The sequence below is a fragment of the Exiguobacterium sp. LL15 genome (genome assembly GCF_024436095.1).
GTDB classification, from domain to species: Bacteria; Bacillota; Bacilli; order Exiguobacteriales; family Exiguobacteriaceae; genus Exiguobacterium_A; species Exiguobacterium_A indicum.
On record NZ_JANFNX010000004.1, the window covers coordinates 139,060 to 154,869 of the forward strand.

General features: G+C 44.4%; 15 protein-coding genes and 1 tRNA gene. 8 read left to right on the forward strand and 8 right to left on the reverse strand.

Translation table 11 applies throughout. The annotated features are described in order from the left end of the window. The first annotated feature begins 147 nt into the window (after positions 1–147). Entirely contained in the window at positions 148–3,288 is a 3,141-nt protein-coding gene (locus tag NOM72_RS15025) for an efflux RND transporter permease subunit (RefSeq protein ID WP_255999419.1), read from the forward strand. A gap of 60 nt (positions 3,289–3,348) precedes the next feature. Here NOM72_RS15025 and NOM72_RS15030 read toward each other — a convergent pair whose 3' ends face one another. Both NOM72_RS15030 and NOM72_RS15035 read right to left on the reverse strand, forming a co-directional pair. Further along, on the reverse strand, positions 3,349–3,825 hold the full coding sequence (locus NOM72_RS15030) for a hypothetical protein (RefSeq protein ID WP_035398896.1): 477 nt from the start codon (positions 3,823–3,825) through the stop codon (positions 3,349–3,351). 65 nt (positions 3,826–3,890) lie between these two features. Continuing rightward, a complete protein-coding gene (locus NOM72_RS15035) occupies positions 3,891–4,700 on the reverse strand; it encodes a M15 family metallopeptidase (protein WP_255999420.1) in 810 nt (269 codons plus the stop codon). Positions 4,701–4,937: 237 nt separating this feature from the next. On the opposite strand from NOM72_RS15035, the gene NOM72_RS15040 reads away from it, so the two are divergent. Together NOM72_RS15040 and NOM72_RS15045 are read left to right on the forward strand one after the other, a co-directional pair. Continuing rightward, positions 4,938–5,483 (forward strand): methyltransferase family protein, encoded by a 546-nt coding sequence (locus tag NOM72_RS15040; RefSeq protein ID WP_023467151.1) that lies wholly within the window; start codon positions 4,938–4,940, stop codon positions 5,481–5,483. A 16-nt stretch (positions 5,484–5,499) separates the two neighbouring features. Continuing rightward, the gene (locus NOM72_RS15045) at positions 5,500–6,987 is read left to right on the forward strand and encodes a phytoene desaturase family protein (RefSeq protein ID WP_023467150.1); all 1,488 of its coding nucleotides are present in this window, start codon (positions 5,500–5,502) and stop codon (positions 6,985–6,987) included. 59 nt (positions 6,988–7,046) lie between these two features. Here NOM72_RS15045 and NOM72_RS15050 read toward each other — a convergent pair whose 3' ends face one another. The 3 genes from NOM72_RS15050 to NOM72_RS15060 are packed head-to-tail and all read right to left on the reverse strand — an operon-like array spanning position 7,047 to position 9,631. Next, on the reverse strand, positions 7,047–7,613 hold the full coding sequence (locus tag NOM72_RS15050; protein WP_023467149.1) for a histidine phosphatase family protein: 567 nt from the start codon (positions 7,611–7,613) through the stop codon (positions 7,047–7,049). A gap of 16 nt (positions 7,614–7,629) precedes the next feature. After that, entirely contained in the window at positions 7,630–8,280 is a 651-nt protein-coding gene (locus NOM72_RS15055) for a response regulator transcription factor (RefSeq protein ID WP_023467148.1), read from the reverse strand. Position 8,281: 1 nt separating this feature from the next. Continuing rightward, entirely contained in the window at positions 8,282–9,631 is a 1,350-nt protein-coding gene (locus NOM72_RS15060) for a HAMP domain-containing sensor histidine kinase (protein ID WP_255999421.1), read from the reverse strand. Between the two features lie 148 nt (positions 9,632–9,779). Between NOM72_RS15060 and NOM72_RS15065 the strand changes: the two genes are divergently transcribed. Continuing rightward, a complete protein-coding gene (locus NOM72_RS15065; RefSeq protein WP_255999422.1) occupies positions 9,780–10,334 on the forward strand; it encodes a YdhK family protein in 555 nt (184 codons plus the stop codon). A 47-nt stretch (positions 10,335–10,381) separates the two neighbouring features. Here the strand turns inward: NOM72_RS15065 and NOM72_RS15070 are convergent. Beyond that, positions 10,382–10,454: transfer RNA gene (locus tag NOM72_RS15070), tRNA-Val, on the reverse strand. A 139-nt stretch (positions 10,455–10,593) separates the two neighbouring features. Continuing rightward, on the reverse strand, positions 10,594–11,220 hold the full coding sequence (locus NOM72_RS15075) for a nitroreductase family protein (protein ID WP_035398905.1): 627 nt from the start codon (positions 11,218–11,220) through the stop codon (positions 10,594–10,596). A 185-nt stretch (positions 11,221–11,405) separates the two neighbouring features. Here NOM72_RS15075 and yhfH point away from each other — a divergent pair, with 185 nt between their 5' ends. The 4 genes from yhfH to NOM72_RS15095 all read left to right on the forward strand — a co-directional run bounded on the left by yhfH (position 11,406) and on the right by NOM72_RS15095 (position 14,250). Beyond that, positions 11,406–11,552, forward strand: coding sequence for a protein YhfH (gene yhfH / locus NOM72_RS15080; RefSeq protein ID WP_064505459.1), 147 nt, complete (start codon positions 11,406–11,408; stop codon positions 11,550–11,552). 396 nt (positions 11,553–11,948) lie between these two features. Beyond that, on the forward strand, positions 11,949–12,590 hold the full coding sequence (locus tag NOM72_RS15085) for a polysaccharide deacetylase family protein (protein WP_254606174.1): 642 nt from the start codon (positions 11,949–11,951) through the stop codon (positions 12,588–12,590). 15 nt (positions 12,591–12,605) lie between these two features. Beyond that, positions 12,606–13,247, forward strand: coding sequence for a YkyA family protein (locus NOM72_RS15090; protein ID WP_052017209.1), 642 nt, complete (start codon positions 12,606–12,608; stop codon positions 13,245–13,247). A gap of 100 nt (positions 13,248–13,347) precedes the next feature. Continuing rightward, entirely contained in the window at positions 13,348–14,250 is a 903-nt protein-coding gene (locus tag NOM72_RS15095; protein ID WP_035398907.1) for an EamA family transporter, read from the forward strand. 21 nt (positions 14,251–14,271) lie between these two features. Here NOM72_RS15095 and nagE read toward each other — a convergent pair whose 3' ends face one another. Then, positions 14,272–15,780, reverse strand: coding sequence for an N-acetylglucosamine-specific PTS transporter subunit IIBC (gene nagE, locus NOM72_RS15100; protein ID WP_035398909.1), 1,509 nt, complete (start codon positions 15,778–15,780; stop codon positions 14,272–14,274). Positions 15,781–15,810 lie beyond the last annotated feature (30 nt).

The window sequence follows — 15,810 nt, forward strand, 5'->3', positions numbered from 1 at the left end:
ATATCGAAAAGTGTAAAGCCTTTTTCACAAAAAAAATTATCTTTTTCCAAAAAGATCTTTTTAAATAAAAACAGTTTTAAAGTTGCGGGTTCTATGAGTGTCCTCTACTATGTAAATAAGCACATATAAAAAGAAAGGAGCGTTCATATGAACTTTTTAACCCGATTTAGTTTGAAGAACTCGGTTGCTGTCTTCATCATTGCAATCCTATTGATTTTAGGAGGCGTGTATTCCTTCTCACAATTAAAAGTCGATCAGTTCCCGGAAATCGAGTTTCCTCAGATTTCAATCGAAGCGGTTTACCCTGGTGCATCACCTGACGATGTCGATAAACAAGTCGTCTCAAAGCTTGAAACTTCCCTTAAAGGAATTGAAGGGGCTACCAAGCTAACAAGCTCTTCTTATGAAAGTATCGGTATCTTAAACATCGAATTCCCGTTCGATACTGATATGGATAAGGTCGAACAACAAATCGATGCTGCCATCCAAGATGCGAATCTACCGGAGGAAGCAACGACGAAATTAAATCGTCTGTCCTTTGGATCGTTCCCGATCTATAATATCTCCTTCTTTAGCAAGGATGGTAAAGACATCGAAAAAATCCTAAAGGAAGATATCGAACCTGAACTTAATAAGATTCCAGGCATCAACAGCGTTTCGGTTGGTGGCTATAAGGATGATCTCGTTCAAATCACCGTCGATAAGGAGAAAGCGACGGAAGCGGGTCTCTCGCTCTCGAGCATCAAGGAACAAATCAATGGAAAGTATGTCTCGTTCCCATCTGGTCAACTATCAGAAAACGATTCGAAAATTCCGATTCGCGTTGAGGAAAAACTAGAAAATCTAGATAAACTAAAAAATCTACAATTAACACCTGCTACAGGTGCAACTAGTTCATCAAGTAACGGTCAAACAGGTGGTTCATCTGCTGGCGGTCCACCACAAGGTGCAACGCAAGGACCACCAAGTACAACAGGTGGTGCAGCTGCAGATCAGGCGTCTGAACCTGCAGAACCGATTCGCCTAGAGGATATCGCAAAAATCGAAGCCGTCTCACAACAAAGTGAAAAAACACGTTACGATTTAAAAGATTCCTTATCGATGGCAATCACGAAAAAACAAGATGCCAATACGGTCGAAATCGCAGATGAAGTCACGAAGATCCTCAATAAATATGACGACCAAGTCGACTATACGATTGGGATTGATTCAGCGAAGGATATCGAGGAGTCCGTTGCGACACTCGTAAAAGAAGGATTACTTGGTGCCCTCTTCGCATCACTCGCTGTACTCTTATTCTTGCGGAACATCCGCGCGACGATCATCGCCATCGTCTCGATTCCATTGTCATTACTCATCGCCGCTATCTTCTTGAACTGGCAAGATATCTCCCTGAACATCATGACACTTGGTGGGATGGCTGTTGCAGTCGGTCGTGTCGTCGATGATAGTATCGTTGTCATCGAGAACATCTTCCGGCGCGTCCGAAAATCCGAATCCGGTATGACGGATGAGATCATCGAACAATCGACAAAAGAGATTCTAAAAGCAATCACGTCATCAACGCTGACGACCGTCGTCGTCTTCCTGCCGATTGGATTTGTCGGTGGGATTACTGGTAAGTTCTTCTTACCGTTCGCTTTGACGATTATTTTCTCATTACTTGCTTCACTACTCGTTGCGATCACGATCGTACCGATTCTCGCGAAATTTGCCTTCAAGAAGGTACCAGCAGAAGAAAAAGAAGGCGCTCTCCAACGTTGGTATGGAAAGCTGATTGAAAAATCACTCTCGCACAAGGCGATCATCTTGGTCGTATCGTTCGTCCTTCTCGGTGGTTCCCTAGCGATCGTACCGCGTCTCGGATTTACGTTCATTCCGAACGAGGCATCGAAAACCTTGACGGCATCGCTCGAACTTCCAGCTGCCACATCACTTGAAAAAACAAGTGACGTCTCGTTTGAGATGGAAAAAATGTTTGATAAAGAAAAAGCCATTGCTGACGTGACGACTTCTGTCGGAGCACGTGACTTCACGACAGGCTTACGTCTCGATAATAAAGCAAGTTACTTCTTGAATCTAAAAGACGGTGTAAACGTCGAGAAAACGATCAAGTCACTTGAAACACAGATGGAAGACATCGCTCAAGATGAAAACGTCGATGTCAAAATCAGTGTGGCTGAACTATCGACAGGTGGTCCTCCGTCGAATAACAACGTCGATGTCGACTTGTTCTCGAACGACCTCGAAGCTCTTCAAGAGGCGGCAAAACTCGTCGAGGATAACATGTCGAAAAATAATGATTTGAAATATATCACGAACAACTTCAGCGAAAAACAAAAGCAGTATCTCGTAGAAATCGATCCTGAGAAAGCAAGTGATCGCGGACTATCTGGTTTCCAAATTCTCGGTACCGTCAACGATCAAACGAAGCCAGTCACGGTCGGAACGCTCAATCTCGACAATAAGGATCAAGACGTACAATTATCTTATGAAGAAGGACTCGTCTCGAAAGAAGATCTCGAAGATGTCCAACTCTTCTCAGCAAACGGTCCTGTCGCTTTAAAAGATGTTGCGAATGTCAATGAAGTCGAGACCTTCACATCGATTCAGAAACTCGACGGAAAAGTATATGCTCGCGTATCTGGACAAGTCAAAGGAGACGACGTTCAAAACGTTTCGAACGCTGTAAAAGCTGACGTCGAAAAAATCGATTTACCAGACGGTGTCTCACTGACAAGTGGTGGCGGAAATGACGATACGGTCGAAATCTTCCAATCACTCGGAATTGCGATCGTCGTTGCAATCGGACTTGTTTACCTGACAATGTTGATCACATTCGGAAAAGCTCGGATTCCGTTCATCATCTTGTCCTCTCTGATTTTTGTTCCGATTGGTTCACTCGTCACGCTCTTCCTTGCGAATGAACCATTGTCTGTTAGTGTCATGATCGGCTTCCTGATGTTGATCGGAATCGTCACCACGAACGCAATCGTTCTCGTCGACCGCATTGGTCAAAACGTCGGACGTGGTATGCCGATCCGCGAATCATTGATTGAAGCTGGTAAAACGCGATTACGCCCAATCCTAATGACCGCATTTGCAACAATCATGGCATTGGTGCCTCTCGCATTAACCACTTCTTCAGGAACATTGATCTCAAAAGGTCTTGCCTTGACGGTCATCGGTGGATTAACGACTTCTACGTTGTTAACACTTATCATCGTTCCTGTCGTCTATGAATTGTTCTTCTTCAAAAAAGCAAAAAAAGAACGTACGACTAAGTAAATGCACATGAAAAGGAGCCTATCGCGATCCAAGCGATAGGCTCCTTTCGTTCTATCAGGCTTACGACTCTAACTGTTCATCCGTTCGTTCTAATGTACCATCATGTTGCGCTACTAATCCGTCAAGAACGGATGGTTCAAACTCTTCACCGATCGCGATAATTCCTGTTTGTCCAGGTGGAATGACACCGAGTGTTCGTTTGAACGTTTCTTGGATTTCTTGATTTTCCTTCATGTCTTTCGATCCACCAATCAGCATACCCGTCATCGAACCAAGCAAGATGCCAAATGGTCCACCTAAGATACCAACGGCCATTCCAATCAATGAGCCTTTGACGGCGCGATTCGATCCGCTTAGGTCTACAGCATCTTCAAACGAAAAAGCACCATTCTCATTTCGCTTGATGACGGCAACCTGTTCGAAATCGACTTGACCTCGTGCATGATATTTCTTCAATTCACTAAATACTTGATAGGATGTCGCTTCTTCTTTGAACGTAAACGTCATGATGTGATGTTTCGCATCTTTTTTTGCCATTCGTTCCACCTCTTTCACCCGAGACGAATAACCGACTAAGCCAACATCCTCTATTTACCATGTTTTTAAGGAGTCGAAACCTTTACTGGTTTCCATGGTGCGAGGTGGAAATACTCCTCCATTGTTAATCCACTGACTTTTAGACGAGCGGCAAGCGTTGCTCCGACATACCGATAGTGCCAGCTCTCATACGTATAACCCGTCCAAGATTCTTTACCAGATGGATAACGGAGATGGAAGCCGTAGCGGTGAGCATTCGCAAACAACCATTTTGCCTCTTTTGTTTTTGAAAAGCTGAACGTGGCGTATTTTGTTGAATCAGCGCCTCCGATATCAAACGCAAGACCTGTTTGGTGTTCACTTTTCCCGGGTTCCGCACTATACGTACTCGCCTTCTCATATCCATCACGCGCAACATATTTATCAAACAACGTTTTTTGATAGGCATAGGAGCGATAAGTACTAAATGCAACGAGCGTAATTCCCTCTTTTTTAGCCGCTACACGCATTTTCTCAAACGCTGCTCTTGCTTGTTGATTCTCACCAGGAGCGTATGTCGAGCGGAGCGTTAAGTTCTTATTCGCTATGAGAGTATGACCGATCCGTTTTCCACCGATTTGTTCATCCGTTAGTAGATATTTTGTGCTCGCATAACCAATCTTCGTACCATATTGTACTTTTGACCAGGTACCGACTTTCGACAGTTCCGTCACATAGATCCCTGTTGGAATAACCGTAAGACTCGGTTGCTCGAGTGATGCCCCTTGACGTAAATGAAGGGATGTCTTGGCTTGACGATAAGAAGATGTTGATGCATCGACTGCTGGTATGTAAGTCGTCGTGGACGTAACCGTAGCTATCACTGCCAATGTCATGATGAATATCTGTTTTCTCTTCATTTTCGATTTTCACTCCATCTAATAATATTTACATTCCATATTTTAGATTAGAATACCATTCTTTTTTTCAAACATGGTTCTTTCGGAATGCTTGTCATGAAAATGAAGTATTTCTGAAGTTTTCTAAATGTAGCTTAAGGACGAATTACAATGGGTAAATAACGATGTATGCGTTTTCGAAACATGATTCTGATGTAGAAAGGAGTAGCGTACGTGTCACTTTGGGAATGGATTTTCAGTATCGGTAGCATCTGCTGGATTGGCGAGATGATTCGTTTCCGGAATCGCTCCGAGTCTAAGTCAGGCGCAGCAGAACAAGTTAGTTTTTATTTGATTTTCCTTGTCCTAAGCGGAACGATCGTCTGCGCTTTCCTCTTTGCGAATGAAACTGTTTCTTCTGTCATGCGCATCTCTTCATGCATTTTATTATGGTGTGGTGTTTCCTTACGCCTATGGGGAATTCTCCACTTAAAACAACAGTTCACTCGTCATGTCGTCGTGGCGTCTGGTGATCAGCTCGTCAGTAGCGGTCCCTATCGCTTTTTACGTCACCCGTTATACAGTGGGTTGTTGTTGATTACGATGAGCTTCCCCCTGTTCACCGGTCAGTTCGGACTTTTCATTCTCTCCGGACTTCTGATGTTCATTTTCTTGCTCTACCGGATTCGAATCGAAGAAGCGATGTTAACGAAAGGTTTTGGACCCGCCTATACGGTATGGGCTGCAAAACGAAAACGATTGATTCCATTCATCTACTAAAGGAGAAGTGATCCATTTGAAGAAACGTGCAATCGTCATTGGAGCTGGTCTTGCTGGTATGTCTGCTGCCATTCGTTTGGCTGGAGATGGTTATGCAGTCACGATGCTTGAAAAGAATGCGAACGTTGGAGGGAAACTGAATCAACGTAGTGGAAAGGGATTTACTTTCGATACAGGTCCTTCTATCTTAACGATGCCTTGGGTACTCGAACAACTCTTCTCAAGCGTTCATCGTAACTTGGATGATTACTTAGAAATCGAGCGCATTGAACCGCAATGGCGTACATTCTTTGAGGATGGAACAAAAATCGATGTCAAAGGTGACTTACCTGGAATGCTCGAAGAAGTCGAGCACGTCTCGTCACGGGCTGATTTTGTCGAATTGTTCCGGTACTCCAAACAAATGTACGACTTGTGCCTCGACAGTTTTTATAAATACAGTCTTGAAGATTTAAAGGACTTAAAAAAATACCATACGATGTCTGATTTATTAAAGATGGACCCGATGAATACCGTTGCGACCGGAACCAAAAAACATCTCAATGATCCGTATCTCGAACAGCTATTCAACTATATGGTCATGTATGTCGGTTCCAACCCATATCAGGCACCTGCTGTCTTCAATCAGATGATTTATGTTCAAATGGGTCTCGGTATCTATTATGTCAAAGGTGGGATGTACCAAATCGCGCGTGCCATGAAACGGTTACTTGATGAGCTCCGTGTCACAGTTCACCTCAACTCCCCCGTTGAACAAATCGTCCTTGAAAATAAAAAAGCGGTGGGCGTTCTATCAAACGGAACATTCCATGCAGCCGACATCGTCGTCTCAAACCTTGAGGTCATCCCGACTTACGAACGGATCGTTCCGGAGAAAAAAGCCCGGAAACAGGCAAAAAAATTACAAGCGTCGTTTGCCCCTTCCGTTTCAGGTCTTGTCCTATTGCTCGGTGTAAATCGTGAGTATCGCGGGCTAGCGCATCATAATTTCTTTTTCTCAGAAAATCCAGAGCGTGAATTCGCCCAAATGTTCAAAGAAGGTACTCCTCCAGAGGATCCAACGATTTATGTCGGTGTCTCGTCAAAATCCGACGCTTCCCAAGCTCCTGAAGGGAAGGATAACTTATTCGTCTTGACACACGTTCCACCGCTAACACTTCAAAAAGGTGAGGTCGACTGGGATGCGTACCGCGAAGTCGTTCTCGATAAACTGGAGCGGATGGGACTTCATGGACTTCGGGAATCGATCGAGTTTGAATATCGCTTTACCCCAGAGGATTTGAAAGAATTATACGGTCCAAACGGTGGATCGATTTATGGTGTCGCAGCCGATCGGAAGAAAAATGGTGGATTCAAGATTCCATCGAAGAGTGACTTGTACGAAGGACTTTATTTCGTTGGTGGGTCGACACATCCAGGCGGCGGTGTACCAATGGTCACCTTGTCCGGTCAATTAACAGCTGATTTGATCCGAAAACATGAAGGTGCTGTTCCTACGCCTTAAGATTTCTCCAATTACAAAAGAGACGGAAACTGATTCACTCATCAGTTCCGTCTCTTTTTTTACTTTGTATTTGTCAAAAGTGGTACGACATGAATGTCCGCCTTTTCTCCTAATCTCACATCCATTCGACATACGGCTGGCATTGGTAAGGATTTCCAAAATGCGTAATCAAACGTCGAATCAAATGTTTCTAAGAGTAACACCATGATGTTTCCGTGTGTTCCAAGAACGACTATTTCGTCAGGATGCTTCTCCACTAGTTCGTCGATGAATGGCCGAATGCGTTGCGACGCTTCGTTGTTCGTTTCGCCTCCATACGGATTTTCATTCGGATGTTGCCATACATATGTGACCGCTGCTTGAAAATCGTCAAGCTCTCCCGGTGCTAACAATCGCTCTCGTAGTTCCTCTACCTCAATGATTGGTTGTTGACGTGCCTCCGCAAGCGGTGCAATCGTCTCGATCGCCCGTTGATACGGGCTGCTGTAGAACCTGTCGATTGGAATTTCTTGAAACGTTTCAAGTAAACGTATCGCATCTGCTCGTCCTTTATCGGAAAGTGGCCGTTTCCGTTCATCTGGTGAATATGTCGAGTGTGCGTGCCGTACGAAATAGAGTGTCGTCATGTTTTGATTTTCCCCTTTATTGGTGTGTCCATCGGTATCCGATTCCGCGAACTGTTTCGAGATGCTGTTCAATCGGAAAACCGCAAACACGTAGTTTTTCTCTTAAATGTCTGATATGCGAGTCGATCGTCCGCTCGTCTACAGACGCTTCCGCTCCCCATAACATCGTCGTTAGTTGATCGCGTGTCCAAACACGTCGTGGAGAATCTAAAAATACACCTAACAACTCAAACTCCGTCTTCGTTAACGAAATCTTTTGTTGGAGGTAACTACAACGATAGCTTTCCCGGTCATAGGATAGACCATCATACTGTTGCTGTAATAAAACTTCCATTCGCCCGATCAGTTCCCCTTCTTGAATCGGTTTTGATATGTAATCATTCGCTCCTACTTCTCGTGTCCGAATGATGTCTTCCCGCTGATTCCGAGCCGTAACCATCAAGATTGGGATGTTAGAGTGTTCTCGAATGAGACGACAACATGTCCAGCCATCCATATCCGGCATCATGACATCTAGTAAAATCAGGTCGAATACGTGCTGACGGCAGAGATCAAGAGCTTGTTGCGCAGAATCCACAAGCTGACACGTGTACCCATACGGCTGAATATACAGTTTGAGCAGTTCAAGCATTCTTGGTTCATCATCTACGATCAATACATGCGGCATTTTATTTCTCCTTCCACTGCAGTGTCACTTGTGTTCCATGTCCAAGTTGACTCTTGATGTTCAATTCTGCTCCATGTGTCTGAGCAATTGCTTCAACGATGGAGAGTCCGATTCCAGTTCCTCCATGTTTTCGAGAACGAGATGCTTCCGTTCGGTAGAGCCGTTTCGTTACATGAGGTAAAGATTCTGCAGCGATCCCTTCTCCTGTATCTTCGATTTGAATGAAAGCCCCTACTGCGTTGACACCATAACGAACGATAATTTTTCCCGACGTCGTATGTCGCCGTGCATTTTCAACGATATTCACGATCATCTGGCGGAGCTGCTGAGCGTCACCCATCACTTCTATTCGCTCACCTTCTATCTCGAACGAAACATTTTCTTGTTCGATGTCCAGGCGCATCAATCGTATCACTTGATGAATCAAGTCTTCGACATCGACAGGTTTTCGTTCCATCATAAAAGCATTCGCATCAATGCGTGCTAACCAAAATAATTGCTCAATCCATTCATTCATTTGCTGACTTTCTTCTCGAATGATCGTAACGTAGCGTTGTTGCTCATCCGGCGTCAACGTTTGACGTTCGAGAATGTCCGCGTATCCCTTTATATATGTCAATGGTGTTCGTAGTTCATGAGATACGCTTGCTAAAAATTCGGATCGTTCCCGATTCAAAAAATCGAGATCTTGTTTTAATTGCTGAATCGAACGCGCCAATTGTCCCAGTTCGTCTTGTCGATCAATCGGCAACGCTCCATCTTCCCCATCTAATAGACGTGCCGTCGCTTTTTCCATTTGAACCAGCGGACGAGAGATGAGTCGGGTCGTCCAAATGCTTGCCGCACCTGCTAATAAAAGTGCGAGCAGACCCACTTGGAAAAACTGCTGTTTCAACGGATCAAGTACGTGATCTACGATTGCTTTAGAAGCGAACATGAAGACATGCCCCCGATGTTTCCCGTCGATGGTAATGGGACTGTCCGTCATTAAAAAGTCACGCATCGTCACGATTTTTCCTTGTTGACGGTAATCGAAATCCGTATGCTCTAGCACACTTTTCATCTCATTCGACAAAGGTCGTGACGCTTCGAGTTGTTTTCCATCTGCATCAGTGATCACCACAGTAAACGATGAATCTGCTTCCATCATGCTGACATGGCGCATTGTCGTTTGGTCATAGGAATCGACAAGGACATCACGATGGGTATTTCCTCGGTTCAGTAAACCGTCCACTACTTCCTGCGTTCGTGTTTGAGATAACTGATAATACAACGTCCCAAACAACACACTGCCACAAATTAAAAATGCCGCAAGCACGATTCCTCCGACCGAGTATGAAATACGACGCATGACGATTCCTCCTTTTCCTCTCCACTTTTAGTATAGCTAAAAAAAACGCGATCGACGCAGACAAACAAAACTGTCACCTCATCTGCACACGATTTGCACATACGCTGGGTATAGTAAAAAAGACTAGTGAATTCAGGAGGGTTTTATTATGAAAAAATCATTGACGTTAACCGCACTGGCTCTTAGTTCTACGCTTTGGCTCGGTGCATGCGGATCCGCTTCAAATGACGAAGGAAGCAATAGCGACTCACACGACATGTCTCATGGAGATATGATGCATTCGAGTGATGGAAAGATACCGTCTGGTCTAAAGGAAGCCAGTGATCCGACTTATCCGAAAGGAAGCAACGTCACGTTGACGACGAATCATATGGATGGAATGAACGGAGCTAAAGCAACGATTGCGGGAGCTTGTGATACCGTCGTCTATGCGATTAGTTACAAACCGACTACTGGTGGAAAGATAGTGAAAAATCATAAATGGGTCATTCAGGAAGAACTCGATCCCGTTCCAACTAAGCCACTGCAAGTTGGTGATGAAGCGACTGTCAAAGCGGATCATATGAAGGGTATGGATGGAGCTAAAGCGACGATTGACGAAGTAAAAGAAACGACGGTTTATATGGTGAACTATGAACCAACGGACGGTGGAGAGATGGTGAAAAATCATAAATGGGTCACAGAGGATGAGATAAAGAAATAATAAAAAAAAGCCCGCTTTTCCTTTAAAGGAGAAGCGGGCTTTCGGTATGATTCTGACTGGGCTCGAACCAGCGACCTCTACCCTGTCAAGGTAGCGCTCTCCCAGCTGAGCTACAGAATCATGTTTGCAGTACGTTATGTACTTGCTAGGACATGTATTAATATATCAAGAAACTAAAAGGCTGACAAGTCTTTTTCTGAAAAAAAATAAAAAAATTTAAAATGGGGGAATCCACCCCGCTTCCCCCATTTTGAATGACTTACAGGAAGGTTGATACTCGATCAATCGGTAAACGTAGTGCCGGACGTTTTTTCGCATCTTCAACCGCTTTTCCGACAGCAATCAGCATGACTGGTACATACCGTGACTCGGTGATGAACGTTTCCGCAAAACGTTGATGATCAAATCCACCCATTGCGAGTGTTGATAATCCACGCGCTTCTGCCGCAAGCATCAATTGCATCGCAGCAAGGCTCGCATTCGACATAGCCGCGTCGCGTCCATACGCCTCACTTTGATAAGCGCCTTCTACCTGTGCCTTGATCGAATCAAACAGATCCTCTGTCATGCCACCTGCTTCCACTGCTGGACCGTACACTGGATTGTAGTTTCGATTAGCTTGAACATCACCTAAGATCGCAATGACTGCTGAAGCCGAAGTGATAGCCGGCTGATTGTATGCGATCGGTGCAAGCTGCTGCTTCGCTTCTTCCGAATGAAAGACCGTGAAATGCCAGTGTTGCAAATTCCAAGCACTCGGCGCGGCTGTCGTCCATTCTAATAGTTCTTCTACTTCCTGTTTTGAAAGCTTGAACGTTTCGTCGTAATGACGAACGGAACGTCTTTCTGTTAAGACACGCATTGTATCAAGTGTTGCCTGTGTCATGTGTAAATCCCCCTTATCATTATCAGATTACTTAGATATCGTAGCATGTCTTATTTTCATTGTCCTCTATCAATACTTCAAACGAATCTACTGTTATAAAACAATAGTTGACATTCAACTTCTGTACTAATACAATAAAATCAAGAAAAAAGATCATTGCGTTTACTTTGAAGGAGGAAAAACACATGGAACAACCCCTTTACCAAGAAGCATCTGCTGCATTCTATCGTGAGCTTCCCGTCAAGACGTGTGCCCATTGCGGAAAAGAGATGGATGAACAATGTGAATCCTATCAAACGGAATGCGATGAGTGTGCTGTAACAGAACACTAAATAATACATGAAACAATCACTTACTTAGTGGTTGTTTTTTTATTTCTTTTAAACTCTTTCTAAGTAAATCAATATTTTTTAGAAAAATCGATTTTCCGTCATCTTTTTGTCATCTGTTTGTTACAAAAGAAACAGTCAGAATGTTACATTATCTGTATATGATATTTTTGACAAAAGGAGCGACAGACAACGATGGATCCATTTACCTCAAGCCACGCTAGCGAACTCGGTCCACGACCGCGTACAAAAAAAAGAAAGTTTTTCCCTCAGTTTTTCTTACTTCTCACACTGGTCTTTCTCGGAGTTGGGGGATATGTCGCTTTCCGATATGTTTTTACTCCTGAACAACATTCCATTACGACAGGTAAATCCATTATTGAAGTGCCTGTCGTCAATATGGAAAAAGCACGCGTGGAAAAATGGAATGGTGTGACGAAAAAAGTCGCTTATTTAACATTCGAGGATGGTCCATCCGCATTAACACCGGACTTACTTCGAACATTGGATCAACTTCAGACTCGTGCCACTTTCTTTTATCTCGGAACACAAGTAGATGCTTTTCCACAAGAAGTCAAAGCTGCTGCTAAAGCTGGACACTATATCGGATTACACGGGGAAACACACGATTACGATACATTGTACGAAAAAGGAAAGTATGTCTCAGAGATGCAAAGTGTTCAGAAGAAAATCCATGAGTTGACGAAGCTAACACCACATTTGACACGACCACCTTATGGCTCTGATCCAGGCATCACAAAAAAAATGGCATCTGCCATTCATTCAGCAGACTTCCGTGTGTGGGACTGGTCGATCGATTCAATGGACTGGTATTACAAAGATAGTGCAAAAGAAGTCGCGAATACAGTCATTCGGCGAGCAGAGCGTCCGTTTGAAATCATTCTCTTACATGAACAACCACAAGCCATCAAAGCACTTCCAGCCATTGTTGCCGGACTTCAGAAAAAAGGCTATCAATTCGCGATTTATGATGAAGATTTCCATATTCCGTACAACTTCGCGCAACACTCGAATTTATAAGGAGTTACTATCCAGATGAAAAAAACATTCGTAGCAGTACTGTTCCTGTCGAGCTTTGGACTCGCTGCCTGTTCCAACGATTCACCAACCTCTCTTCATGAACAGCTAGAGCAACAAGTCAAAGGTGAAGAGAAAGCATTCACGCTAGCTGATCAACGTGCTCGTAAGGACGAAATTTCAGTTAATACGTATCAAGCCGTTCTTGATGCAGGTGCTGAAGAAATCAAACGCTCTCAAAATGAACGAGAGGAATTAGAAGCCTTAAATGACGAACGGCTTGCTTTATTGAAACAAGAAGAAACGTTACGTAAAGAAACGTACGCTGAACTTGATCTTGAAGAATTGCAGGATGCTGTCAACCAACTTGATGGTAAAGCAAAAACAGAAGGAACTGCCTTAGTGACAATCATCAAGGAACGCCAGCAGACGTTTCAAACGTTCTCGAAAACGTATCGACAAGCGATGGACGCCGAAAAGAAAGTGCTTTCACGCTTGACGAAAAAACCGGATTTCGTTAAGATTGATGAGTCAACAGCGGATTTAAATCGTTTAACACGGAAAGCTACCGCGTCATTAAAGAAGTGGAATACGCTGACCGTTCAGTATAATCAAACGAAAACCCGGCTGTATCGTTTGCTCGACACATCAACTCAATAAATCACACAGGTTGCAACCAAACCCTGTCCAAAAAACCTGGACAAGGCCCCGTTGCAACCTTTTTTGTGTGGTTTTTACTAAAAATGGAGGGAAATTATTCATGCATCGCTCAAAAGCCACTTTATTCGTTCTCATCGGCGCTATCAGTTATGGTGTCCTCTCAACGATCGTCAAACTCGCTTATGCTGCTGGATTCAACTCAGCAGCCGTTTCAGGTAGTCAATTTTTCTTCGGCTGGCTGATGATTTTCGGACTTGCCTTATTTACGAAAAATCTTCGTCTCGATCTCAAAACAGCTGGTCTTCTCATGCTGATCGGTATCTCAAGTGGTACAACTGGTTATCTGTACTATCAAAGTCTTCAAACCGTATCCGCATCCGTTGCAATTATTCTCTTATTCCAATTTACTTGGATCGGAGTCATCATCGATGCGCTCGCATTCAGACGCTTACCATCTCGCGCACACTTCTTGTCTGCGATTCTATTGATTGGTGGAGCCATTCTTGCGAGTGCTGCTTACTCGAGCCCACTCGACCTGCGTGGAACATTATTCGGTCTTGGAGCGGCTGTCAGCTTCTCGATTTTCTTACTCGCCAGCGGACGCATCGCCAATCATTTACCCGTCATTAAGAAAAGTTTTTACATGATGACAGGTGGTCTTGCTTTCGTCATGACGATGTATCCACCGACAACATTCTTGTCGTCTGCGAACTTCGAAAATGGACTTCTGTTATACGCGATTCCGCTCGGTCTGTTCGCGTTGATTTTACCACCGCTCTTATTTGCTGCTGGCGCACCTCATCTCTCCCCAGCAAGCGTTTCTTTACTTGGAGCGGCTGAACTACCGACAGCAGTCATCTGTTCCGTCTTAATTTTAGGAGAACATCTGATGAGTTCCCAATGGATCGGGATCGTCATCATCTTGATCGGAATCTTTTATCCAATTTATCGCTCAAGCAAAACAGCATCTGTTGCGAACGTACAGCAAAACGACCTTTCCTGAGCTCAGGAAAGGTCGTTTTCTTTACTTCTGTCGTTTCATCGCATCCGCAACGAACTCGACGTCCGTGCCGATGATGATTTGAACGCTAGTCGCCCCCATCTTCATGACACCTTTTGCTCCAGCCGCTTTAATCGCTGCTTCGTCAATGATGTTTGGATCTTTGACTTGAAGACGTAAACGTGTCGCACAATTGTCAATCGACGTGACATTTTCTGTTCCTTTTAGTCCCGCAAAGATGCGTGCTGCTTGTTGCTCATATTTATCGTCTGAATCTGTCAAAACGACTCCCGTGTCTGTGACGAGCGATTCATCTTCACGACCTGGTGTTTTCAAATCAAATTTCGTGATCATGAAGTAGAACAGGAAGTAGTAGACGACCGCGAACGCGAGACCAACCGGGATGAGAAGTAATGGTTTTGTGGCAATCCCGAAGTTCAAGGCATAATCAATGAAACCAGCCGAGAAGGAGAAGCCATGTAAAATACCAAGTAAGTTAACGATGGCCATCGATAGACCTGTTAAAACTGCATGAATGACATATAAAACAGGTGATAAGAACATGAACGAGAACTCGATCGGTTCCGTGATACCTGTCAAGAAGGACGTCAATCCAAGACCAATCATCGCTCCAGCAACTGCTTTTCGATTTTCCTTACGCGCAGCCATGACGATCGCAAAAGCTGCAGCCGGTAAGGCGAACATCATGATTGGGAAGAAGCCCGCTTGATAAATCCCAGCTGTCGGATCTCCAGCGAAGAAGCGCGCGATGTCACCATTCGCGACCGTACCATCTGCTTTTTCATATGAACCGAAGACGAACCAGAAAATATTATTTAAGACGTGGTGTAAGCCGACAGGAATCAAGAGACGGTTAAAGAACCCAAATAGAGCAGCGCCTCCTGCACCAAGACCAACCATCCATTCACCAGCACCGTTGATGCCTTGCTCGATGAACGGCCAGACATAACCAAAGATGAAAGCAAGTACGAGCATGACCGCTGATGTAATGATTGGAACGAAACGACGACCACCAAAGAATGCTAACCAATCCGGTAACTTAATGTTATAGAACCGATTGTATAGAAGTCCTGCGACGATACCCGCGATGATTCCACCAAATACCGCCATATTAACGGTCGAACCGAGTGTCGCCTGATTCGCGATCGAACCAAGTGTCGCTCCGTCGACCTTGGTCGAGGAATCATTGACGATCGCCGCGATCGCATCATACTTTGCCTGAATTTGTGCGCTGGAATAATCCTTGTTCATCGAGTCGACGCCATTCTTTAAGACGAGATACCCGATGGCCCCGGCAAGACCCGCTGCCCCGCTCGCATCGATCGATAGACCAATCGCGACACCAATGGCAAAGATCAATGGCAGGTTATCAAAAATAGCCCCTCCTGCTGCTACCATCAACGGAATATCTAACATATCCGCTGAACCTAATCGGAGTACGATTCCGGCAGCCGGTAATACTGCGATTGGTAACATCAAGGCTTTACCAATGCGTTGTAGAAACTGCAACATACCTTTCACCCTTTCTTGAATAAACGATAA